This is a genomic window from Gilliamella sp. Choc4-2, assembly GCF_001690355.1.
In the GTDB taxonomy this organism is placed as follows: domain Bacteria; phylum Pseudomonadota; class Gammaproteobacteria; order Enterobacterales; family Orbaceae; genus Gilliamella; species Gilliamella apicola_A.
The window spans coordinates 16,080-40,278 of sequence record NZ_LZHG01000025.1; the positions used below are offsets into that span (position 1 = coordinate 16,080).

Consider the following 24,199-nt stretch of genomic DNA (forward strand, 5'->3'; position numbering starts at 1 on the left):
CAATCATCAATTACGCATAAATAGATTTTAACTGCCAGCTATCTACTTTTGTTATTTTGGCGCTACCATTTTCAGCAAATAAATTAACTACTCGCTCTGCTGGTAATTTTGGATAGATACGGCTTGAAAGGCTATATAAATCACCATTAACAAATACTTCTACAGATGAAGCATCAACATACACATGTAAAGTTAATTTTTGGCTCTCTGGTAATGGTACGCTACGATAACCAGTTAATTCAAGACCAGATAAACTACGATCAAGAACAATACGATTAGATTGTAAATCAACATATAGTAATGTTGCTTGTTTACCATTTTCAGTGGCTGCAAGTTGCAAACCAAAACGCTCAGCATCACTTTCTTTTAGATCAAATTCAACACAAAGTTCACAACAAATTGACTCAATATTGGTATTTTTAAGCTCACTATTGAGTATTATTTCATCAAATGATTTTGGCTTTTCGCGCAATGCTTCAAGTTCCTTTATTGGGCGATTTTTGACTTTATTATCTTGATCTAAAATCAGTTCACGAGGAAGTGTAAATGCGCCTGCCCATTTATCTTTTTTGCTTGGCATGGCTGACTGCCACATATCCATCCAAGCAAAAATAATACGACGTCCATCAGCGGCAAGAAATGATTGCGGTGCATAAAAATCGTGTCCAAAATCCATTTCTTGAAAGGGTTTAACTATTGAAAATTGCTGCCCAGGTTGCCAATTACCTACTATATAGCCTGATTGGAATTGATTACGATACTGATAACCTTTTGCTTTCAACCCTTGTGGTGAAAACATCAAAACCCATTTATCACCAAGTGGAAAAAAATCAGGGCATTCAAGCATATAAACATCTGGATCGATATCACTCACTACAACATGATCCAATTGCCATTCATTTAAATCATCAGATCTAAATAGTAAAACTTGACCAACATTATTTGGCGTTCTTTGACCAACAACCATCCACCATTTACCATCTTGTTGCCACACTTTAGGATCGCGAAAGTGCATTACTCCGTCTTGGGGGATAAGTACTGTGCCTTGCTTTTCAAAATGAATGCCATCTTTACTAGTTGCAAGACATTGGCTTTGTCGAATCTGTTCATCATAACCTTGGCCACTCAACCATATATGACCAGTATAAATTAAGCATAACTCACCATTATTATCTACGGCCGATCCAGAAAAACAGCCTGACTTATCAAATTCTTGATCGGGAGCAATAGCTATTGGCAACCTTCGCCATGTGATTAAATCATCACTAACAGCATGTCCCCAATGCATTGGTCCCCAATTTTCATCATAAGGATGATGCTGATAAAAGGCATGATATTGACCTTTAAAATAAATCAAACCGTTAGGATCATTCATCCAACCAGCTGGTGGAGCTAAATGAAAATGTGGATAATATTGTTTATTCATTGCTTTTTCTAAATTTTTAACAGCTAGATTGGCTTTATCAATAGCAGTAGACATAAAAACCCCTTTTTTATCCAATATTAGATACCTTTATTTAATAGTATCTTAATTTAATTGTTAACGTTAACTGTTAATGAAATTAGCGATAAAATATGTGATGATAGTCACATATTTTTAACGTTAACAATGAATTTTTTGTCAAATGATTTAGTCTATGGCGGACTTTTAAAAAATGACTATTATAAATTCAACAACAGATTAACTATTAATGACTTTACTAAAAAGTAAAAAGATGACATATTTCAAAAAACTCAAGTAATCTGTCACTATACTAGATTACCGCAGTAACTAACTATAATCGAGTTAAAAAATGAATAATACTAAAGTTTGGTCCCTTGGGGATGCCGTTATTGATTTATTGCCATTTGGTGATATGAATTATAAAGCATGTGCTGGTGGCGCACCTGCAAATGTTGCAATTGGTGTTGCAAAATTAGGGTTGCCTTCAGCGTTTATTGGTCGTGTTGGTAATGACCCTTTTGGTGATTTTATGGAAACCACATTCCGCCAATATAACGTTGATTGTCAAAGCATTGAAAAAGATGAACATCATCGAACAAGTACTGTGGTTGTTGATTTAGGAAAAAACGGTGAACGTAGTTTTACTTTTTTGGTTTCACCTTCAGCTGATCAATTTTTATCTCAGCAAGCAATTCCTAATTTTAACCAAGATATTTTACACTTTTGCTCTTTGGCGCTAGTTGGCCACACTTGCCGTCAAACACTTAAAATTGCGATTGAACAGCTTACCGCTAAAAATGGCCTAATCAGCTTTGATGTTAACTTGCGCGAACAGATGTGGGTCAATAAAGACGAAATGCGCACCACCATTACCCAATTTTGTCATGATGCTGATATCCTCAAACTATCAGACGAAGAACTATTTTGGTTAACTCAAAGCAATGATTGGAGTGAAGCATTAAATAAACTACAACAACACTATGAAGCATCATTAAAATTAATTACCAAAGGTAAAGATGGCAGCATTGTATTATGGCAAGGCAAAAATTTTTCGTTTGATTCGTACCATGTAAATAGTGTTGATACAACCGGTGCAGGTGATGCTTTTGTCGCAGGATTACTCAGCAGTATTGCATCATCAGGCATGCCTGATGATAAACTGATGTTAGAAAGCATGATGACCATTGCCAGTGCTTGTGGAGCCTTAGCTACAACCAAAAAAGGCGCATTAACTGCACTACCTGATAGTACATTTTTACAATCATTTATTAGCGATAATCCAACATTAACAGCAAAACAAATGGCATAATAAAAATAGTAAAAACTTACTAATAGGGCAGCAAAATTGAGCACAATAGTTTCAAAATATAATTGTTATTGACTGCCCTTTACCACTCAATAACTTAACTATTTAGTTAAATTACTGTTTATAAAATCAAATAGCATTTAACACCGACTGCATTGTGATCTTGCCCATTGATCTATCATAAAAACATCATCAATTGTCGATGGCTCAGGGAAAGCCAATTGATCTAATACTTTTGATACATTTTTAGCAATATCCATAAAACCAATTTTATGTTGCAAAAATGCTTCAACCGCAACTTCATTGGCGGCATTGAGCACAGTGGTAGCCGCTTGCCCTTGATTAAAGGCATCGATTGCCAATTTTAAACATGGATAACGGTCAAAGTCAGGTTGTTTAAATGTTAACGACGAAATTTGCGTAAAATCTAAAGGTGGTACGCTTGAAGGAACACGATCGGGGTAAGACATGGCATAAGCAATTGGCGTGCACATATCAGGCACACCAAGTTCAGCTATCACACTACCATCTTGATAACGTACCATTGAATGGATAATTGATTGTGGATGAATAATAATTTCCATTTCGTCGGCACTGGCATTAAATAGCCAACGAGCTTCAATATATTCCAGCCCTTTATTCATCATCGTTGCTGAATCAACAGATATTTTTTTTCCCATCGACCAATTAGGGTGAGCAACCGCTTGCTCGGGGGTGACATGTGCCAGTTTAGCTAAATCCCAATCACGAAATGGTCCGCCAGAACCTGTTAACACGATTTTAGTAATACCATGCTCAGCAAGGTTAGCAAAACCTAAATCATGCTGTACCGTCGTTGGTAAACTTTGAAAAATAGCGTTATGTTCGCTATCTACCGGCAACAACTCAGCACCATACTCTTTAACCGATTGCATAAATAAATGTCCACAGGTTACTAGCGATTCTTTATTGGCCAACAAAATACGCTTACCTTTTTTAATCGCAGCAAGAGTTGGTTTTAATCCTGCGGCTCCAACGATTGCGGCCATCACTTGATCGACCTCGGGCAACTGCGTTAATTCGCAAATGGCTTGTTCACCACTTAACACTTCAATATCCAATTTTAGATTGGCAAGATTTGCTCTTAATGCCATCTCAGCTTGCGCCGTTGCCATGGCAACGTATTTAGGCTTAAAAGCCAGACATTGCTCAGTCATTTTGGCAACGTTATTACCTCCTACTAAAGCATAAGCTTTAAATAGATGTGGATTTTGAGCAATAACCGCTAGCGTACTGCAACCAATTGAACCTGTCGAACCTAAAATTGTGATATTTTTCATATTAATACATTAAATCTATATTATGATTAGCTAAAAAATTAATAAATTCCTTGGTTGGCATTTTATCTGTAATAATTTGATTAAACAGAGTTAACTCACCAATAAAAGCCGGTTTAACTTGATTAAATTTAGTATAATCGGCAATCAAAATATTTTGACCTGATTTTTTTATAGCCTGCAATTTCATATCAAGTTCATCAAAATGATAACAAGTTGCACCTTGTTCAATATCAATCCCTGCGGCCGAAATAAATGCTTTATTTGGGCAAATCGAATTTAATCCACTATGCTGTCCAATAGCGCTAAAAATCGCATTATTAGCCTGATAATGACCTCCACATAAAATTGTCTTACAATTAGATTTATTTTGTAATGCTAAAAATGCGTTTAATGAATAACAGATAGCAGTAAAAGTTATTTCATCATCAATGGCATCAATAATAAAAGGAATAGTCGTACCGCAATCAAAAAAGACGGTATCGTTTTCTACAATGCATTTACTAGCTATATTGGCAATATATTGTTTTTCATAAACCTGTTTATCTTGTTGGTCTGACAAAAAATACGGGGTAATTTGATGACGAGCATCACTAACAACATAGCCACCCAAAACACTTAGGGAACAACCAACATTGCTCAAATCTCGGCGAATGGTCATTTCTGAAACAGCCAACAACTTAGCGGCTTCTTTTAAATGAATCTTATCTGTTTTTTTTAAAAGTTGAATAAGATCATTCACTCTTTTTTGTGATTGTGTTTCCATGCTGATCCTATAAATCAATAATAACAAGCTAGATAAGTAGCTTATTAATTGATATCATTGATTAATAATCACTGGTCGAAGTTACATTACCAGAAACAATCGCAATACCAGCACTAGCCCCTAAACGCGAAGCCCCCGCTTGAACCATTTTTTCAGCCGTTTGACGATCACGAATACCACCCGATGCCTTAACCCCCATCTCATTGCCAACGGTATCACGCATCAACTTAACATCCTCAACCGTTGCGCCAGATACACTAAACCCAGTCGAGGTTTTAACAAAAGCAACACCGATTTGCTTACAAATTTCACAGACTTTAGCAATTTCGTCTTTAGTTAATAAACAAGTTTCTAAAATCACTTTTAATGGCACAGCGCCACAAGCGTTAAATACCGCCTCAATATCTTGTTTAACCGCATCCCAATCATTGCTTTTTAACCAACCCACATTGATAACCATATCGATTTCTTGCGCACCTGCTTTAACCGTCATTTCGGTTTCAAAGGCTTTAGCGCTAGTTAGCATTGCACCTAAAGGAAAGCCAACTACTGAACACACTTTTACATCGCTACCTTTTAGTAAACTAGCCACTAAAGGAACATAGCCTGAATTAACACAAACTGAATAAAAATGATATTGTTTAGCTTCTTCACAGAGTTTAGTTATTTGGTCTTTTGTTGCGTTCATCGCAAGTAAAGTATGATCGATATACTTTGCATAATTCATAGTGATATCCTTAATTTTTTTAGTTTTGATGTCTAATTTAATAAATTTGTTAGGTGTAAAATGTTATTTTAATAACAGATATAAGGTGATAATGTTATTATAGTAACATTATGGGTAATTGTAAAAAATAGTACAGATAAAAATAGGCGGATATTGAGTTTTGTTTTTCTTTAAATGTTAACAAAAAAAACTTAGATAAAATCAATAAATTTTTCTGAGTATTTTTTAATATGTTTGAATGATTAACCTTGGAGTGTACATCTGTGTATTAAGTTTTATTTAACATCCTACTAAATCTTCTAATGCCGATGAGCTTTCTCAGTAAAACTTAAGCAATTTATGGTAAAACATCTGAAGTTTTTATATTATGTTAATAATGAGATATAAACATCCTCATTTTTTACACAAAATCTTTTAAATATAAAAAAAGAAGAGTTGTTAAACAAGAATGATGGGAAAGGAAAATGATAGATATTAAAATTTTACGTTATTTTCTTGCTCTTGCTAAAGAAGAAAGTATTACCTCTGCCGCTAACTATTTACATCTAACTCAACCCACCTTATCTCGTCAGTTGATTGAACTTGAACAAACACTTGGCAAAACCCTATTTATTCGCGGTAGTAGGCGAATTACCTTGACCGATGAAGGAATACGATTACGTAAACGTGCGGAGGAAATACTGGAACTTGTGCATAAAACAGTAGAAGAATTTCAAGCACCAAACGAAAGTATTTGTGGTGATATTTATATTGGTTGTGGTGAAACCGATGCAATGAAGTTAGTGGTAAATGTTATCAAATCAATGCAAGAAGTTTACCCTCGCATCCGCATTCATATTTATAGTGGTAATGCAAATGATGTCACCGAACGTATTGATAAGGGATTACTTGATTTTGGTGTGTTAATTGAGCCAACTCATCTAACAAAATATGAATCATTGTGCCTTCCTCAACAAGATACATGGGGGGTATTAATGAGAAAAGATTGCGCGCTGGCAAACCTTGAGGTTATTTCTCCATCTGATTTATGGTCATTACCACTGATTGTATCCCAACAAAAATATGTTAGTGATAGCATTGAAAAATGGTTTAAACGGAACTACGAAAAACTAAATATTATTGCAACATATAACTTAATATTTAATGCAGCGTTAATGGTTGAACAACATATCGGATATGCCTTGTGTTTAGATAAACTCATTAATACAGCAGGCGATAATTCGCTTTGTTTTAAACCCTTATATCCAAAATTAAAAGTAGATGTAAATATTGTTTGGAAAAAATATCATGTATTTTCTAAAGCTGCTGAACTGCTCTTAAAACAGCTAAAAGAACATTTTTGATATTCATCTATCATTTTATAATGATGAGTAAAAGAAAGGAAGCATCATAAATTCATACTCCCTTTGCGGTCGGATAACATTTCATTAAAAATTAATGGTTATTTTAAATACGTTTTAAAAAAGATTGTTAATTTATCAAAAGGGATTAAATCGATTCGATCATAAAGATCAACATGCCCGGCTCCTTTCACATAATAGAGTTCCTTGGGTTCTATCGCACGGTTATAAGCATCTTCACTGAACTCTTTAGAATGAGCCTGATCACCTGTGATAAATAATATTGGTCGTGGTGAAATGGTTTCAATATCGTTAAATGGATAGAAGTTCATAAATTTTACATTACTAGTTAATGTTGGGTGAGTCGTTAGTTCTGGCGTTGAACTTACAGGTGTATATTCACCACGAGGCGTACGATAAAAATCATAAAATTCATGAGCAATAGGACCATCTTCAGGTCTAAGTTGGCCCTTATTAACCGTGCCACTTGTATATAATGTCTGACCGCCGGTAAATTCAACATAACGTTGTTCTGACGCCTGTTTTATGATCTGTTTTCGCTGTTCAAGTGTTAACGAATGGTGAAGTGCATTGCGATTGGCTGAACCCATATCGTACATACTAACCGTCGCAATGGCTTTTAAACGAGGATCAATTTTAGCGGCACTAATAGCAAAACTACCACTACCACAAACACCAATTACGCCAATATTGTTACGATCCACAAAAGTTTGAGTACCTAAATAATCAACTGCAGCGCTGAAATCTTCTGCATACATATCGGGTAATACAACATTACGAGGCTGCCCCTCACTTTCGCCCCAAAAAGATAGGTCAATGGCTAATGCAATAAAGCCTTGTTCAGCCATTTTAGTAGCATATAAATTCGCACTTTGTTCTTTAACTGCGCCCATTGGATGTCCAACAATAATTGCTGGATATTTGTTTTTGGCATCAAGCGTTTTAGGCATAAATAAATTTCCAACCACACTCATTTTATATTGATTTAGAAAACTAACTTTTTGCATAGTGACATTATTACTTTGATAAAAATTATTTGCATTGCTAGACATATCGGCTCCCATTACTGATGGTGATAAAAATAACCCTAAAAAACTTAAAAAAACGATTAAAGCAGTACTATCTTTGAAATAAAATAAAACCTTTTTCATTGATGTAATCCTTTTAATAAGTAACTTTTATTTAATATTATCAATAAATTGAAAAAAGATTACTATGCAATAGGATGTCCTGTTACACGAGTAAATAATTGAAAACTGAGTTGAATTAATATCAAGGCAAATAAAAAAATAAGTGCAGCACTAAAAAATATGCCTAGTATCCCTTTATGATCAAAGATGAGACCTCCCATTGCTGCTGCTAACCCAATGGAAAATTGAATCGAAGCAACAGATAATCCTCCCATCATTTCGGCTTTATCAGCAAGTGTACGTATAATCCAAGTAGACCAACCTACTGGAATAAAACCAAACACCAATCCCCAAGCAATAACTAGTAGCATATTGAATGTTATATTTTTATGGCTGAACATTAAAGTAATAGCAAGCATCAATAAAATAAAATGAACTGCTATCATCGTTATTTTAAATTGTTTTCCCATAACAAAACCCGCAATAACGGTGCCAATACAGTTAGCTATTCCAAATAGAAGTAAAATCGTGGATATGGAATTTGTTTGCAAGGCAAGATTATGCTCTAAAAATGGTCTTAAATAAGTAAAAAAAACATGATATCCACCATAACTAAATATTGTTGCTACTATTCCTACCGTTATCCAGCATTGCTTTAAGAGAAAAAGCATGCTTTTAAAACTATTACCTTGCTGTGCAGGTAAAGTAGGTAACGTAATAAATTGCCAAATAAAAGCAATCACACCTAGTAATGTCGATAGTAAAAAGATCTTTCGCCAACCAATAAGATCACCTAAATAGCTTGCTAATGGTAGTGAAATAATTGTTGCTACTGAAACGCCAGCATAGATAATACTTAATGCTCGAGGCAGATCTTTTATCGGTACAAGTTGTAGTGTTACTGCTGATGCTAGAGACCAAAAACCACCAACACATATCCCCAATATGCTTCTTCCTATTAATAAAATAATATAATTAGGTGTAAATGCGACTAATATATTGGCTATCACCAATAACATCGAGAGAATTAATAGTACCAAGCGTCTATTTATTTTTAGTGGTGCTAGTATCAAGCTTGCAATAACTGCAAAAATACCAACTGCGGTAACTGTTTGCCCTGCCATTCCTTCAGTAATATGCAAAGTTTGTGCAATAGGTGTTAACAAACTGATAGGAATAAATTCAGCTGAAATAAGACTAGTTACCCCCATAAATAATGAAAAAACAGCAGACCAATGGGAGGTTTTTTCTTCTGTGTGATAGGATAATGGTGTTTTCATTACATAAAGTACCTTTTATTTAACTAGTTCAAATGGCAAGTTTAAAAAAGTATAGGTAATTTAATTAACCATGTAAAATACTTATATTTTATAGATAAACATGCTTTAAAAGCATGGTTTGTTGTTTTATATAATAATTTTTTGCCAGTTATTGATAAGAAAATTAGACTGTTTTTTTAGGAAAAGCGCTCTGTTTGGTAAAGCAGAGCACTTGTTAAGAAAAGGGAGGGAAAATTAGAATTCCATTAGTTCTTTTTCTTTATCGGCAAGCACTGTATCTAATTTTTTAATTGCGGCGTCTGTCGCTTTTTGGATTAAATCTTGCGCTTTACGCTCTTCATCTTCAGATATTTCTTTATCTTTTAGTAATGCTTTGATTTGATCGTTAGCATCACGGCGAATATTACGGATCGATACTCGTCCTTGTTCAGCTTCGTTACGAACAATCTTAGTTAAGTCACGGCGACGTTCTTCTGTAAGCGGTGGCAATGGTACGCGAATAACTGTGCCTGCTGATGCAGGATTAAGCCCTAAATCTGAAGTTAGGATAGCTTTTTCAATAAGAGGGGTTAATGATTTATCAAATACGGTTATAGCAAGAGTTCTTGCATCTTCCGCTACAATATTAGCCAATTGGCGAAGTGGCGTTGGACTACCATAATATTCAACCATAATGCCATCTAATAAACTTGGTGATGCGCGACCAGTTCGAACTTTAGAAATATGAGTCTGAAATGCATCAATGCTTTTTTCCATGCGCGTTTGCGCTTCTTTTTGAATCTCGTTTAACATAATAAAAGCCTTATTTAAAATAAAGATAATTAACTGGTTAAAGTTGCTTTGTTATTAATTAATGTTCCTTCTTGTTCACCTAATATGACACGACGCAACGCACCAGGTTTATTCATATTAAAGACACAAATCGGTAAATTATGATCTCTTGCTAATGTGAATGCAGCTAAATCCATTACTTTAAGCTCATCAGTAAGAACTTTTTCATAGTTTAATGTTTTATAAAGTATTGCTGTTGGATCTTTAACAGGATCAGCTGAGTAAACACCATCTACTTTGGTCGCTTTTAAAACAACATCCGCTTCAATCTCAATACCTCGTAAACAAGCGGCTGAATCTGTTGTAAAGAAAGGATTACCTGTTCCTGCAGAAAGAATAACAACTTTACCATGGCGAAGCAAACTAATTGCTTCAGTCCAACGATAATCATCACAAACGCCGTTTAATGGTATCGCTGACATTAAACGGGCATTAACCTCAATTCGGTGCAACGCATCACGCATAGCAAGTCCATTCATAACTGTTGCTAGCATGCCCATATGATCACCAACCACTCGGTTCATTCCCGCTTTAGCAAGTCCTGCACCACGAAATAAATTACCACCTCCTATGACTACCGCAACCTGAACGTTCATTTCAATAAGCTCTTTTATTTCTTGAGCCATGCGGTCAAGAACGGCTGCATCAATACCAAAACCTTCGTCGCCTTGTAGCGCTTCACCACTAAGCTTAAGCAAAATACGTTTATAAAAAGGGGTTACCATATGAAGTCTCACTATTTCGTTGTTTAATTACCTGATAAGCTAGGACTGCTAGCTGCAATAATTTTAAAATATTTTGTAGATAAACAAAACCGCCTTAACGGCGGCTTTGTTGAAACTATTAAGATTGTTTCGTTATTGCAGCAACTTCTGCTGCAAAATCAACTTCAACTTTTTCAATACCTTCACCCACTTCAAAACGAATGAATGAAGCTACTGCTGCGCTCTTTTCTTTTAATAAGTCGCCAACCGTTTTTGAAGGATCCATAACAAATGGTTGACCGGTTAATGATACTTCACCAGTGAACTTACGCATACGACCTTCAACCATTTTTTCAGCGATTTCACGTGGTTTACCAGATTGCATTGCGATATCAATTTGAATGTTACGTTCGTGTTCAACCACATCAGCAGGTACGTCAATTGGATCAACATATTCTGGTTTACTTGCAGCAATGTGCATTGCAATATGTTTAACTAATTCATCATCAGCACTATTAGCAGCAACTAATACACCAATACGAGCACCGTGTTGATAACTACCAACTACATCGCCAGCAATTTGAGCAATGCGACGGATACCAATGTTTTCACCAATTTTAGCAACTAGCGCTGTACGCTCTTCTTCGAATTTAGCTTGTAAAACTGAAATATCATTAATGCGATCAGTTAAAGCAGCTTCAGCAACTTTATCACTAAATGCTAAGAATCCAGCATCCTTGGCAACAAAGTCTGTTTCACAATTTACTTCTAAGATAATACCAAATTTCTTATCCGCAGAGATTTTAGAAATAATGACACCTTCAGCCGCAACACGACCCGCTTTTTTAGCCGCTTTTGCTTGACCTGATTTACGCATATTGTCAATCGCAAGTTCAATATCACCATTAGCTTCAACTAATGCTTTTTTACATTCCATCATACCTGCGCCAGTTCTTTCACGCAGTTCTTTTACCATAGAAGCGGTAACTTCAGCCATTTTTTAATCCTCTATTTAACCATTGTGATGATTTTCATTAGAATGGGTCGATATTATTATCAACCCTGAAAATATTTGAGTTTATTACTCTGCTGCTGGCGCTTCTTCTACGAAGCTTTCTTCAGATACTGGAGATTGGTTTTGTTCACGACCAGAACGTACTGCTTCAGCAACTGCATTTGCATATAATTGAATTGCACGAATCGCATCATCATTACCTGGAACAACGTAATCAATACCATCAGGATCTGAGTTAGTATCAACAATAGCAATGACTGGAATACCTAAGTTGTTAGCTTCTTTGATAGCGATATGTTCGTGGTCTGCACCAATAACAAAGATCACATCAGGTAAGCCACCCATATTTTTAATTCCACCCAAGCTATTTTCTAATTTAGCCATTTCACGAGCACGCATTAGCGCTTCTTTTTTGGTTAATTTATCGAATGTACCATCACTAGCTTGTGTTTCTAAATCTTTTAGACGTTTGATTGATTGACGTACTGTTTTCCAGTTAGTCAACATTCCACCTAACCAACGGTGATTAACGTAGTATTGTCCACAGCTTTCAGCCGCTTGTTTAATTGCTTCGCTAGCTGCACGTTTTGTACCAACAAATAAAATTTTACCTTTACGAGCGGCAATCTTGTTTAATTCAGCTAATGCTTCGTTGAACAATGGTACTGTTTTTTCAAGATTGATAATATGAACTTTATTGCGTGCACCAAAAATAAATGGTTTCATTTTTGGGTTCCAATAACGAGTTTGGTGTCCAAAGTGTACACCCGCTTGTAACATATCGCGCATTGATACTGTAGTCATGATTTCCTCATTTTGACGTTGGGGTTATGCCTCCACATATCCGCTCTATCCGACCTATACATAAAGTAAAAGGCACCCCGGAAAAGTGTAATGATATGTGTGTGTTATAACGTTAATTAATCATTAAATTTAATGCTTTTATCCATCATTACTTTTGCAAAAAATAATGTGAAATGTAGCGCGCGTTTTATACCATATTTAATCTAAGATTACCAGTTTTATTTATAGAAATGAGGTAATTTTAATTTCGGAGCTTAGCATGTAAGTTATTTTTTATAACGAGTAGCCTAAAAATGTCCGAAATTAAATTGCAGTAACTTTTTTAAGAAAACTATTTAGTTCAATAATTTATGACATTGTAAACATATCCAATCCCATATACCACCCAAAAAACCTGTTTCTTCAACACTTTGTAGTGCAACCAATGATTCTTCATTGATAACTTTATCATCTAATAAAAACTGCATTTTGCCCACAACAGTCCCTTTAGTAATCGGAGCATAAATATAGCCATCAATTGTATATTTAACTTGTACATCTGCTGAACGGCCTTTTGGTACTGTCACATAAGAACCATTAAGTGAGCCTAGTTGGATCTTATTTTGCTCACCATACCAAATTGATTCTGTTATTAATGAGTTACCAGCTTTTACGGGATTTGCTGTTTCAAAAAAACGAAACCCCCAAACTAATAATTTTTTACTTTCTTGTTCACGTCCTTTAAATGTGCGCCCACCTAATACAGCTGAAATTAAGCGAGTATTACCATCCACCGCAGAAGCAACTAAGTTATAACCAGCAGCATTAGTATGGCCTGTTTTTATCCCATCAACATTTAGTGTGGTATCCCAAAGCAAGCCATTGCGATTTAATTGTGGTTTAGATAAGTTATAGGTAAATTCTTTTTCTTTGTAAATAGCATATTCTGATGGCAAATCACGAATTAAGGCTTGACCTAATAATGCCATATCTTTAGCTGTAGTATACTGCCCCGGAGCATCAAGCCCGTGCACAGTTTCAAAGTGAGAATGCTCTAACCCAATTTTTTTTGCATAATCATTCATTAAATTAACAAAAGCACCTTGGCTACCAGCAACGTGCTCAGCCATGGCAATGCAAGCATCATTACCTGATTGAACAATAATACCCTTATTCAGATCTGATACTGAAACTTTTTTACCCACTTCTAGAAACATTAATGATGATCCTTTTAAAATAGGATTACCTGTTGCCCAAGCATCTTTACTTACTATAACCATATCATCATTTTTAATACGACCAACTTTCAAAGCTTGACCAACTACATAACTGGTCATCATTTTAGTTAAACTAGCAGGATCTCGCTGTTGTTCTGCATTATATTGAGCTAAAATTTCGCCTGATTTGGCATCCATTAAAATATAAGATTCTGCATCTAATTTTGGAATTTCTGGGATAGGAAATGCCACTTCAGCTGAAACTGATGAACAAATTGCGAGTAATAACAAAGCAAAAGATAATTTAAATTTCTTTTTCATTTATTTGGATTCCGTCAAATATTTTTAGATAACATATAGCGATGTGTGTGAATAGACATCATAATGCCAAAACTAGCCATTAATACGACTAAAGATGAGCCACCATAACTTATTAACGGTAATGGTACACCAACTACAGGTAATATTCCACTGACCATACCAATATTAATAAACGCATATACAAAGAAAACCAAAATTAATCCACCAGCTAATATTCTGCCAAATGTGGTTTGTGCTTGTGAAGCAATAAAAAGTCCACGAATAATTAAACATAAAAATAGTACTAACAAAATAACGGTACCAATAAAGCCAAACTCTTCAGCAATAACAGAAAAAATAAAATCAGTATGCCGTTCTGGTAAAAACTCCAATTGTGATTGAGTTCCTTTAAGCCAACCTTTTCCCCACACTCCACCAGATCCTATTGCTGTTTTAGATTGAATAATATGATAACCGGTACCATTTGGATCCCGTTCAGGGTTAAACAAGGTTAGTACCCTTTCTTGCTGATAATCATGCATTAAGAAGAACCACATAATAGGTAAAAAAGCAGCAATTAAAATAAGTGCAATAAGGATAAAGCGCCAATCAATACCCGCTAAAAAGATAATAAAAAGACCTGACATAACAATCAAAATTGCAGTCCCTAAATCTGGCTGCATTGCGACAAGCAAAGCAGGCACTCCAATTATAGTGAGTGTCTGTAAAGTCGTTTTTAAAGGTGGTGGACAACCGTCACGATGAATAAATTTGGCAACCATTAATGGTACCGCTATTTTGGCAATTTCAGAAGGTTGAAAACGTAAAATTCCTAAATCCAACCAACGTTGTGCACCTTTGCTGGTATAGCCAAAAATATCAACCAAGAATAATACTATAATACAGGTAACATAAAGTGAAGGAGCCCATTTTTCATAAGTTCTGGGTGAAAATTGAGCAAAAATAATCATAGCAGCAAAACCTAGCAGTATTTGTATTGCTCGTTTTTGCATCATGTCGATATTTTGTCCACTAGCACTCCAAAGTACATAAAGACTATAGCCAAGTAATAATGCAATAAATAGGAAAAAAAGAGGATCAATATGTATTTTTTGCCAAAAAGTTTTTTTGATATTATGCATAATTAATTAGAGTTTCCTGTAGTTGGTGATATTTCATCATCTAATTTTGTAGAGTTATTACCAAGCAAGTAATAATCAAGTATTTTACGCACTACAGCACCACCATTGGAACTTCCTCCTCCCCCATTTTCAAGAACAATAGCTAAAGCAATTTTTGGTTTATCGAAAGGCGCATAAGCAACGAATAAGGCATGATCTCGTAAATGTTCCGGAATTTTATGTGCATTATAGGTTTCGTTTTGTTTCAAACCATAAACTTGTGCAGTTCCTGATTTTCCTGCCGCTTGATATTGTGCATCAACATAAACTTTACGTGCTGTTCCTCGTGAACCAAACATGACGCGACGCATACCTTCTTTAGCTAAATCCCAATAAGTAGATTTGACCTCAGTTAAACTATTGGGTTGTTCAAATAATACAAGATTAGTTTGTGGTTTATTATCATTAGAATTCAAAATATCACTTTTTTTATATAGTAAAAAATGAGGAATATAAGTTTTACCATTATTAATTAAAATGGTTAAAGCTTTCGCCATTTGTATAGGTGTTGCTGTCCAATAACCTTGACCAATTCCAACTGGAATAGTATCCCCTTGCATCCAAGATTTTTTATGACGCAACATTTTCCATTCACGACTAGGCATAACAGCACGAGTTTCTTCATTTGGTGAAATATCAATACCTGTTTTTTCACCATAACCAAACTTAGTCATCCATAAATTCAAACGATCTATGCCCATATCATATGCAACTTGATAAAAATAAGTATCAACTGATTCTTCAATGGCTTTCAATACATCTACATGACCATGTCCCCATTTTAACCAATCACGATAACGCCTTTCAGTTCCAGGTAATTGCCACCATCCGGGATCATTTATAATGCTTTTGGGCGTAACAATTCCTTCACTCAAAGCTGCTATGGAAATATAAGGTTTAACAGTTGAAGCTGGTGGATATGCACCAAGTAACGCTCGATTAAATAATGGTTTATCTGGATCATTAAGTAATTCATTATAATTAGCTCTAGATATACCTCCAACAAATAAATTGGAATCATAACTTGGACTTGAAACCATTGCTAATACTTCACCATTATTAGGGTCAATAGCAACTACTGCAGCTTTGCGTCCCGCAAGAAGTCGCTCAATATAGAGTTGTAATTTTAAATTGATAGATAAATAGATATCCTCACCTGCTTTCGGTGGGTGCTGCTCAAGTAAACGAACGATACGCCCTCGACTATTTACTTCAACCTTTTCATTACCAGCCGTGCCATGTAGCACATCTTCATAATATCGCTCAATACCCATTTTTCCTATATTAAGTGTTGCAACATAGTTACTGGTTTTATTTTCATCTTCTAAGCGTTTTTTATCTTGGCTGTTAATTTTAGAAATATAACCAATTATATGCGTTAAAGATGCGCCATAAGGATAATATCGATGTTGAATCTTAACAATTGAAACAAAAGGGAATCGATGTTGATCAACAACAAAACGGGCAATTTGTAGGCTGGTTAAATTTTCTTTAAGCGGCACAGGGCGATGTGCTTTATAATTTCGTCGCTCTTTTTGAAATGTTTCTATATCTTCATCTGTCAAATCAACAATTTTTTTTAAATAACTAAACTGTTCATTAAGATTTTTTATTTTATCAGGAATAATATTAAGTTGATATGTGATGTTATTAATTGCCAAAGGCGTACCGTTACGGTCATAAATCATACCGCGGCTTGGAGGTATAGGAATATTTTCAATGCGATTATTATTCGATTTTGTACTGTAATAACTATAATTAGCAATTTGAAGGTCGGCTAAATTAACCAACAAAATAATCACTAATAATATTATTACAACAAAAGCAAACAATGCTCGACGCAAAAACAAATTTGTTTCTGCCGAGTGATCTCGAATATTAGTTCGCTTTTTTTTACTTGAGATAGGGATAATAATACTCCTCTAAACGCTTTTTTCATTGAGTTATTTCTTATGATGCTGTTCTTGTTCTTCCCATTTTTCATAGGCATTAACGATTCTAGCTACCACTGGATGACGGACAACATCTTCACTACTAAAAAAATTGAAACTAATTTCATCAAGTTGGCTTAAAACTTCTATCGCATGACGTAATCCTGATTTTTGATTATGCGGTAAATCAATTTGAGTAATATCACCTGTTATTACCGCTTTCGAATTAAAGCCAATTCGAGTTAAAAACATTTTCATTTGTTCAATCGTGGTGTTTTGGCTTTCATCAAGGATAATAAATGCATCATTAAGCGTTCTTCCACGCATATAAGCAAGTGGTGCCACTTCAATCACACTTTTTTCAATAAGTTTTTCGACTTTTTCAAAACCTAACATCTCGAATAAGGCATCATAAAGTGGACGTAAGTAAGGGTCCACTTTTTGACTTAAATCACCTGGTAAAAAACCTAATTTTTCACCTGCTTCAACTGCAGGACGAGTTAATACAATTCGGCGGATTTGCTGTTTTTCAAGAGCATCAACCGCGGCTGCAACCGCCAAGTAGGTTTTACCGGTTCCAGCAGGACCAATTCCAAACGAGATATCATAATCCAACACATGAGCAATATATTGTGCTTGGTTCGCTGTTCTGGGTTTGATTATGCCTCGTTTAGTTTTTATCATCACTAGCTTTCCACCTTGATGATCAATATAAGCTGGTAAGTGTTCACTCGCTTTTTGTAAAAGACCGGACTCTTTTATTGCTAGATGTATTTGTTCAGGCTCAATATCAACAATTTTATCTTTGATTTTGGTTTGTTTATAAAGCGACTTCAAAATGTCATTAGTCGCTTTTACACAAATAGCATCACCTGTTATAGAAAAAAGATTGCCTCGGTGGTTAATTTCAATTCCTAATCGACGTTCAATTTGCTTAATATTGTCATTATAAGGACCACAAAGGCTATTAAGGCGCTGATTATCTTCTGGCTCAAGCACAATTTCATATTTCATAATATTCAAACGTAATCCCTCAAATAATTAACGTTAGCTACTAATACATTGTTCACATAAAGAATAATTTCAACACCTTTTAAAAAGTTGATATTACCGTAACGCCAAGAAACTGTGTTTAAGCTAACAACATTATCTACTGCTCTTGTTGACTGTTTTTTATCAAATCTTTGCCATTTTAATTGAAATAGGCATTTCGTTTTTATGGTTGATAAATCCCTACGCCTAAATCATTTTCTTTTCGAGTTCGTGATATCACTGACATCGGAGATTCATTTACGCGCAAATCCATTTCATCTTCAGTTCTAACCACTTTACCGCGCAATGAATTTGGGTAAACATCAGTAATTTCAACATCAACAAACTTACCTATCATATCAGGATGACCTTCAAAATTAACAATCCGATTATTTTCGGTTCGTCCTGTTAATTCCATGAGATCTTTTTTAGATGGCCCTTCAACTAAAATACGTTGTATGGTATTTAACATACGACGACTAAACTGCATGGCTTGTTGATTGATTCTTTCTTGAAGAATGTAAAGACGCTGCTTTTTCTCGTCTTCAGACACATTATCTTCCATTTCAGCAGCTGGTGTACCTGGACGTGCTGAATAGACAAAACTGTAACTTAAATCAAAATTAACATCGGCAATTAACTTCATGGTTTGTTCAAAGTCTTCTTGTGTTTCACCTGGGAAACCAACAATAAAATCGGAGCTAATTTGAATATCTGGTCGTACTTTGCGTAGTTTTCGAATAATTGATTTATATTCAAGTGCGGTATGCGTACGTTTCATTAAGTTTAATACACGATCTGAGCCACTTTGTACTGGCAAATGTAAAAAATTTACTAGCTCTGGTGTGTCACGATAAACATCAATAATATCATCTGTAAATTCGATTGGATGGCTAGTTGTAAAACGAATACGATCTATACCATCAATGGCTGCAACTAAGCGTAGTAATTCAGCAAAGGAACAAATATCACCATCGAATGTTGGTCCACGATATGCATTTACATTTTGACCTAGTAGATTGACTTCACGTACACCTTGCTCAGCAAGCTGAGCTATTTCATAAATAACATCATCACAAGGTCGACTAACTTCTTCACCTCGAGTGTAAGGAACTACGCAATAAGTACAATATTTATTACATCCTTCCATAATTGAAACAAATGCGGTTGGGCCTTCACTACGAGGTTCTGGTAAGCGATCAAATTTTTCTATTTCAGGAAAGCTTATATCAACCACATGATTACCTTTACCACTTCTAACTTGCTCAATCATTTCAGGCAAGCGGTGAAAAGTTTGCGGTCCAAAAATAATATCCACAAATGGTGCGCGTTTACGAATATGAGCTCCTTCTTGTGAAGCAACACATCCCCCAACACCAATAATGATATTTGGGTTATTTTTTTTAAGATTCTTCCAACGTCCTAATTGATGAAAGACTTTTTCTTGGGCTTTTTCTCGAATAGAGCAGGTATTAAGTAATAAAATATCTGCTTCTTCGGCATTTTCTGTTAAAGTTAAACCGTGGGTGGATTCAAGGAGATCTGCCATCTTAGTAGAATCATATTCATTCATTTGGCAGCCCCAAGTTTTGATATGTAATTTTTTGCTCATCAATAACTCAGCTATATTTTAATTGTTAAAATGAAAACGGGTTTAAATCCGCGATTTTAGCGTGGCATATTGTAATGCTTTGTGATTGTAGGGTCTATAATAAAATAAAAAATGACCATACAAAATGGCACTTTATTTTTTGTTTTTTTAACTACAGCATAAAGGGCGGTTTGTAAGAAGATTAGTAAAAGTATTTTATATATAAAATAGTGGGTTAATCAAAAATAGATTCTAATATTATAAAAATCTATAAACATGAATAGAATCTATTTTATTTATCAAAAAAACAACTAATTATGATATTCATTCTTTTTTAATATCATTTTATTTTATGTTATTATTCGCACTTAATAGTGATAACAAATAAAGTGTTCAGGTATGCCAAAAACATTTAGTCCAAAAAAACGCCTTTTTATCAAAGGGATAATTGCGACTTGTTTATTGTCTGTCACCCGTATTGGCTTTGCAGTAGCAATGGCAAAAATTATTGCTGTTCGTATTTGGCCATCATCAACTTATACACGAATCACATTAGAATCAACTATTCGATTAAATTATAAAAGTGCTTTGCTTTATAACCCTGATCGAATAGTTATCGATATTGATAATATAGATTTAACTCCTACATTAAAAACAATTTCGTCAAAAGTACTCAGTCACGATCCTTTCATAAAATTGATTAGTGTTAATAAAGTCAACCCTAAAATAATCAGAATTATGATCGTTTTAAAACAAGGTGTGGAACCTAATACCTTTACATTATCTCCAATAGCAGAATTCAAACATCGTTTAGTTATGGATCTTTATCCTACTAGATCAATTTCAATAAATGACGATGATCCCTTACTTGCCTTATTAGAAGAATACAAGGACGGCGATCTTAATAAAAAACAAGCTAATATCCCTCCCCCAATTAATAAAAAGAAAAATGCACCAATTATTGTAATGCTCGATCCAGGACATGGAGGCGAAGATCCAGGAGCAATCGGTTATAATAAAACTAAAGAAAAAGATATAGTTTTACAAATAGCCCGTCGTGCTTACAATTTATTAAAAAAAGAAAATAATATAAAAGTCCATATGACACGCAATGAAGATGTATTTATTCCATTAAAAGTTCGTGTCGCTAAGGCACGATCATTGCATGCTGATCTCTTTGTTTCTATTCATGCCGACGCCTTTACTAACCGCTCAGTAAGAGGTTCAACTGTATTTGCTTTATCTACTCGTGGAGCAAGTAGTTCGGCGGCTAGCTATTTAGCACAAACACAAAATAAAGCCGATCAGATAGGGGGGGTTAGTCGAAGTGGTGATAAGTATTTAGACAACACTATTTTGGACTTAGTACAAAAAACAACACTAAGTAATGGAGCTTTATTAGGTAGCGCAATATTAAATCGCATGAAAGGTATAAATAAGTTACATAAACCAACCATTGAAAAAGCCGGTTTTGCTGTATTAAAAGCGCCTGATATTCCGTCAGTTTTAGTTGAAACAGCTTTTATTAGTAATGTTGTTGAAGAGAAAAAACTTAAGACTGCTTCTTTCCAAAATCAAGTATCTAAAGCTATTGTTGACGGAATTAAAGATTATCTAAAAAAACGTAAAAACTAGTTTTTTATCATTTTTAAAGTAAACTAAATAAGTTATATACTTTTAACAATAATAACTAAACATCTTTCAGCACCCAATTGTGGAATGCTCAGCTTAATATTCTGGGTAAGCCTAAAATCTTCAGGAATAGGATCAAGATCGCTACCTTTTAAAGCATAAAAAGATCCTTGTTCATTAGGAAGATGCTTACACCAACTAAGCATGTCTTGCAATGAAGCAAATGCTCGGCTAATAACGCCATCAAACTTTTTATCGCTATACTCCTCTATTCGGCTTTGTATTGGGTTTATATTAGTTAGCTTTAATTCAAACTGAACTTGTTTTAAAAATCGAATACGCTTACCTAAACTATCCACTAAATCAAATTGTTTATCTGGGTTAATAATTGCTAGTGGAACGCCTGGTAAACCAGGACCAGTTCCAACATCAATAAAAGTTTTGCCAGTTAAATAGGGCGATACAACTAAGCTATCCATGATATGTTTGATTAACATTTCATTAGGATCTCGTACAGCTGTTAAGTTGTAAGTCTTATTCCATTTATTAAGCATTTCAACATAATGGATCAATTGATCTATTTGTGATTCTGAGATCAAAAGATCCGTTTGATCTATTAAATTAATGAGTTTCTTTTTTAACATAATTTTTCTTTTTTAAATAAACTAGTAACATTGAAATTGCAGCAGGAGTAATTCCTGATATACGCGAAGCTTGTCCTATTGAAATAGGTTTATGTTGTTTTAATTTAGCCACAACTTCGTTCGATAAACCCGATATTTCAGCATAATCAATATGCTCAGGAATAAGCGTTTCTTCATTGCGTTTTTGACGTTCAATTTCTTCTATTTGTAATTTTATATATCCATCATATTTAACTTGAATTTCAACCTGTTCCGCAGCCTGTGCGTCAGACAATCCAGGAGAAAATAATGAAAGCGATTTCAATGTGTTATAACTCATTTCAGGCCGCTTAAGTAACTCTTCTCCGTTGGCTTCTTTAGTCAAATTAGAACCTAACACAGCATTTACTTCGTCAATGCTTTCAATATGAGGATGTACCCATATATCACGTAATCTTGCTCTTTCTTGTTCAATAGCTTCAAATTTTTCGTTAAAACGTTGCCAGCGATAATCATCAACCATACCTAGCTTGCGACCAATCTCAGTTAAGCGAATATCAGCATTGTCTTCACGTAACATTAAACGATATTCAGCACGAGAGGTAAACATGCGATAAGGTTCGTTAGTACCAAGAGTACAAAGATCATCAACTAATACCCCTAAATAGGCTTGATCACGGCTTGGATACCATTGATCTTGATCATATGCAAAACGTGCTGCATTTAAGCCAGCAAGCATTCCTTGAGCAGCGGCTTCTTCATAGCCAGTTGTTCCGTTGATCTGTCCTGCTAAAAAGAGACCTTTAATAACTTTACTTTCAAGTGTTGGTTTAAGATCCCTTGGATCAAAATAATCATATTCGATCGCATAACCTGGTCTGACAATATTAGCATTTTCTAATCCTTTCATACTGCGTACAAATGCTAATTGTGTATCAAATGGTAAACTTGTTGAGATCCCATTTGGATATATTTCGTTGCTATCTAATCCTTCAGGTTCTAAATAGATCTGATGAGAATTACGATCCGCAAAACGCATAATTTTGTCTTCAATAGATGGGCAGTATCTTGGACCAACTCCTTCTATCACACCAGTATACATGGGACTACGATCTAAACTATTTCGGATGATCTCGTGCGTTGTTTCGTTAGTGCTTGTTATATAGCAAGGAATTTGTTTAGGATGTTCGTTTGCATTACCTAAAAATGAGAATACAGGAACAGGATCATCACCATATTGTGTACCTAATTTTGAAAAATCAATTGTTCTAGCATCAATTCGTGGAGGGGTACCAGTTTTTAATCGTCCCATTCTAAATGGATATTGATGAAGTGATTTTGATAAGCCGATCGAAGCAGGATCGCCTGTACGTCCACCACTGTAATTATTAAGTCCTATATGGATCTTTCCGTCTAAAAAGGTACCTGTTGTTAATACGACTGTTTTAGCTTTAAAGCATACTCCCATTTGGGTTTTTACACCTACGATCTGATCGTTTTCGATGATCACATCTTCAACAGATTGTTGAAAAAGAATTAAGTTTTCTTGATTTTCAAGTGTAGTTCGGATCACTTTGCAATATAGTGATCGATCTGCTTGTGCTCTTGTAGCCCTAACTGCAGGTCCTTTACTGCTATTTAAGATCCTAAATTGGATCCCAGCATGATCGATAGCGCGTGCCATTAAGCCACCCATTGCATCAATTTCTTTTACCAAATGGCCTTTACCTATACCACCAATGGCAGGATTACAAGACATTTGTCCTAATGTATTGATATTATGGGTTAAAAGTAGTGTTTTTCGCCCCATTCTTGCTGATGCCATTGCTGCTTCTGTTCCTGCATGACCGCCACCAACGATGATGACATCAAAAAGATCTGGATAAAACATAAAAAGCCTCGTATTTATTTTGTGTATAGATGATCGCTAATTTAGATCGGGAGATTTGATTTATTCAGGGTAGGAGATTTTACTCATCTTTTTGGTTACGTCAAATGATCTATTAGGATCGCATTCTAAATAAAATAA

20 protein-coding genes are annotated in these 24,199 nt (G+C 34.9%); 3 read left to right on the forward strand and 17 right to left on the reverse strand.

The features are described from left to right. Nucleotides 1-10 precede the first annotated feature (10 nt). Nucleotides 11-1,480: a glycoside hydrolase family 32 protein gene (locus A9G34_RS03735; protein WP_065568909.1), complete on the reverse strand. Its 1,470-nt coding sequence runs from the start codon at nt 1,478-1,480 to the stop codon at nt 11-13. Between the two features lie 313 nt (nt 1,481-1,793). On the opposite strand from A9G34_RS03735, the gene A9G34_RS03740 reads away from it, so the two are divergent. Then, entirely contained in the window at nt 1,794-2,753 is a 960-nt protein-coding gene (locus tag A9G34_RS03740) for an aminoimidazole riboside kinase (RefSeq protein WP_065568910.1), read from the forward strand. 137 nt (nt 2,754-2,890) lie between these two features. On the opposite strand, the gene ispC is transcribed toward A9G34_RS03740, so the two are convergent. The 3 genes from ispC to deoC form a co-directional block, all read right to left on the reverse strand. Continuing rightward, a complete protein-coding gene (gene ispC / locus A9G34_RS03745) occupies nt 2,891-4,069 on the reverse strand; it encodes a 1-deoxy-D-xylulose-5-phosphate reductoisomerase (RefSeq protein ID WP_065568911.1) in 1,179 nt (392 codons plus the stop codon). A 1-nt stretch (nt 4,070) separates the two neighbouring features. Next, on the reverse strand, nt 4,071-4,832 hold the full coding sequence (gene deoR / locus A9G34_RS03750; protein WP_065568912.1) for a DNA-binding transcriptional repressor DeoR: 762 nt from the start codon (nt 4,830-4,832) through the stop codon (nt 4,071-4,073). A 61-nt stretch (nt 4,833-4,893) separates the two neighbouring features. After that, nucleotides 4,894-5,565 (reverse strand): deoxyribose-phosphate aldolase, encoded by a 672-nt coding sequence (gene deoC, locus A9G34_RS03755; RefSeq protein WP_065568913.1) that lies wholly within the window; start codon nt 5,563-5,565, stop codon nt 4,894-4,896. Nucleotides 5,566-6,026: 461 nt separating this feature from the next. On the opposite strand from deoC, the gene A9G34_RS03760 reads away from it, so the two are divergent. Continuing rightward, on the forward strand, nt 6,027-6,902 hold the full coding sequence (locus A9G34_RS03760) for a LysR family transcriptional regulator (RefSeq protein WP_065568931.1): 876 nt from the start codon (nt 6,027-6,029) through the stop codon (nt 6,900-6,902). Between the two features lie 98 nt (nt 6,903-7,000). On the opposite strand, the gene A9G34_RS03765 is transcribed toward A9G34_RS03760, so the two are convergent. From A9G34_RS03765 to miaB, 11 genes are all read right to left on the reverse strand, one after another. Then, nucleotides 7,001-8,071: an alpha/beta hydrolase gene (locus tag A9G34_RS03765; protein WP_065568914.1), complete on the reverse strand. Its 1,071-nt coding sequence runs from the start codon at nt 8,069-8,071 to the stop codon at nt 7,001-7,003. A 62-nt stretch (nt 8,072-8,133) separates the two neighbouring features. Beyond that, entirely contained in the window at nt 8,134-9,330 is a 1,197-nt protein-coding gene (locus A9G34_RS03770; protein ID WP_065568915.1) for an MFS transporter, read from the reverse strand. Nucleotides 9,331-9,564: 234 nt separating this feature from the next. Further along, nucleotides 9,565-10,122 (reverse strand): ribosome recycling factor, encoded by a 558-nt coding sequence (gene frr, locus A9G34_RS03775; protein ID WP_065568916.1) that lies wholly within the window; start codon nt 10,120-10,122, stop codon nt 9,565-9,567. Between the two features lie 29 nt (nt 10,123-10,151). Then, nucleotides 10,152-10,886: a UMP kinase gene (gene pyrH / locus A9G34_RS03780; RefSeq protein ID WP_034947527.1), complete on the reverse strand. Its 735-nt coding sequence runs from the start codon at nt 10,884-10,886 to the stop codon at nt 10,152-10,154. A gap of 118 nt (nt 10,887-11,004) precedes the next feature. After that, the gene (gene tsf, locus A9G34_RS03785; protein WP_065568917.1) at nt 11,005-11,862 is read right to left on the reverse strand and encodes a translation elongation factor Ts; all 858 of its coding nucleotides are present in this window, start codon (nt 11,860-11,862) and stop codon (nt 11,005-11,007) included. An 84-nt stretch (nt 11,863-11,946) separates the two neighbouring features. After that, nucleotides 11,947-12,684: a 30S ribosomal protein S2 gene (gene rpsB, locus A9G34_RS03790; RefSeq protein ID WP_034947534.1), complete on the reverse strand. Its 738-nt coding sequence runs from the start codon at nt 12,682-12,684 to the stop codon at nt 11,947-11,949. Nucleotides 12,685-13,019: 335 nt separating this feature from the next. Then, complete coding sequence (locus A9G34_RS03795) at nt 13,020-14,201, reverse strand: serine hydrolase (RefSeq protein WP_034947536.1); 1,182 nt, start codon at nt 14,199-14,201, stop codon at nt 13,020-13,022. A 14-nt stretch (nt 14,202-14,215) separates the two neighbouring features. Then, nucleotides 14,216-15,322: a peptidoglycan glycosyltransferase MrdB gene (mrdB, locus tag A9G34_RS03800; RefSeq protein WP_034947539.1), complete on the reverse strand. Its 1,107-nt coding sequence runs from the start codon at nt 15,320-15,322 to the stop codon at nt 14,216-14,218. A gap of 2 nt (nt 15,323-15,324) precedes the next feature. Continuing rightward, nucleotides 15,325-17,265, reverse strand: a complete 1,941-nt coding sequence (gene mrdA, locus A9G34_RS03805) for a penicillin-binding protein 2 (RefSeq protein ID WP_065568918.1) — start codon at nt 17,263-17,265, stop codon at nt 15,325-15,327. A 39-nt stretch (nt 17,266-17,304) separates the two neighbouring features. Beyond that, nucleotides 17,305-18,315: a PhoH family protein gene (locus A9G34_RS03810; protein ID WP_051825400.1), complete on the reverse strand. Its 1,011-nt coding sequence runs from the start codon at nt 18,313-18,315 to the stop codon at nt 17,305-17,307. Between the two features lie 193 nt (nt 18,316-18,508). Further along, nucleotides 18,509-19,936 carry a tRNA (N6-isopentenyl adenosine(37)-C2)-methylthiotransferase MiaB gene (gene miaB, locus A9G34_RS03815; protein ID WP_065568919.1) on the reverse strand — a complete coding sequence of 476 codons (1,428 nt, stop codon included), beginning with the start codon at nt 19,934-19,936 and terminating at the stop codon, nt 18,509-18,511. Nucleotides 19,937-20,314: 378 nt separating this feature from the next. Here miaB and A9G34_RS03820 point away from each other — a divergent pair, with 378 nt between their 5' ends. Beyond that, on the forward strand, nt 20,315-21,550 hold the full coding sequence (locus tag A9G34_RS03820; protein WP_034947548.1) for an N-acetylmuramoyl-L-alanine amidase: 1,236 nt from the start codon (nt 20,315-20,317) through the stop codon (nt 21,548-21,550). A 32-nt stretch (nt 21,551-21,582) separates the two neighbouring features. Here the strand turns inward: A9G34_RS03820 and rsmG are convergent, their stop codons facing one another. After that, nucleotides 21,583-22,191 carry a 16S rRNA (guanine(527)-N(7))-methyltransferase RsmG gene (rsmG, locus tag A9G34_RS03825; protein WP_034947551.1) on the reverse strand — a complete coding sequence of 203 codons (609 nt, stop codon included), beginning with the start codon at nt 22,189-22,191 and terminating at the stop codon, nt 21,583-21,585. Continuing rightward, nucleotides 22,169-24,061 (reverse strand): tRNA uridine-5-carboxymethylaminomethyl(34) synthesis enzyme MnmG, encoded by a 1,893-nt coding sequence (gene mnmG, locus A9G34_RS03830; protein ID WP_065568920.1) that lies wholly within the window; start codon nt 24,059-24,061, stop codon nt 22,169-22,171. Before mnmG ends, rsmG begins: the two co-directional genes overlap by 23 nt. Nucleotides 24,062-24,199: the final 138 nt, after the last annotated feature.

Bases quoted from the DNA above. Each gene is read 5' to 3' on its own strand.
- A9G34_RS03735 (WP_065568909.1), bottom strand. From the start codon at position 1,480: ATGTCTACTGCTATTGATAAAGCCAATCTAGCTGTTAAAAATTTAGAA.
- A9G34_RS03740 (WP_065568910.1), top strand. From the start codon at position 1,794: ATGAATAATACTAAAGTTTGGTCCCTTGGGGATGCCGTTATTGATTTA.
- ispC (WP_065568911.1), bottom strand. From the start codon at position 4,069: ATGAAAAATATCACAATTTTAGGTTCGACAGGTTCAATTGGTTGCAGT.
- deoR (WP_065568912.1), bottom strand. From the start codon at position 4,832: ATGGAAACACAATCACAAAAAAGAGTGAATGATCTTATTCAACTTTTA.
- A9G34_RS03765 (WP_065568914.1), bottom strand. From the start codon at position 8,071: ATGAAAAAGGTTTTATTTTATTTCAAAGATAGTACTGCTTTAATCGTT.
- A9G34_RS03770 (WP_065568915.1), bottom strand. From the start codon at position 9,330: ATGAAAACACCATTATCCTATCACACAGAAGAAAAAACCTCCCATTGG.
- frr (WP_065568916.1), bottom strand. From the start codon at position 10,122: ATGTTAAACGAGATTCAAAAAGAAGCGCAAACGCGCATGGAAAAAAGC.
- pyrH (WP_034947527.1), bottom strand. From the start codon at position 10,886: ATGGTAACCCCTTTTTATAAACGTATTTTGCTTAAGCTTAGTGGTGAA.
- tsf (WP_065568917.1), bottom strand. From the start codon at position 11,862: ATGGCTGAAGTTACCGCTTCTATGGTAAAAGAACTGCGTGAAAGAACT.
- rpsB (WP_034947534.1), bottom strand. From the start codon at position 12,684: ATGACTACAGTATCAATGCGCGATATGTTACAAGCGGGTGTACACTTT.
- A9G34_RS03795 (WP_034947536.1), bottom strand. From the start codon at position 14,201: ATGAAAAAGAAATTTAAATTATCTTTTGCTTTGTTATTACTCGCAATT.
- mrdB (WP_034947539.1), bottom strand. From the start codon at position 15,322: ATGCATAATATCAAAAAAACTTTTTGGCAAAAAATACATATTGATCCT.
- miaB (WP_065568919.1), bottom strand. From the start codon at position 19,936: ATGAGCAAAAAATTACATATCAAAACTTGGGGCTGCCAAATGAATGAA.
- A9G34_RS03820 (WP_034947548.1), top strand. From the start codon at position 20,315: ATGCCAAAAACATTTAGTCCAAAAAAACGCCTTTTTATCAAAGGGATA.
- rsmG (WP_034947551.1), bottom strand. From the start codon at position 22,191: ATGTTAAAAAAGAAACTCATTAATTTAATAGATCAAACGGATCTTTTG.
- mnmG (WP_065568920.1), bottom strand. From the start codon at position 24,061: ATGTTTTATCCAGATCTTTTTGATGTCATCATCGTTGGTGGCGGTCAT.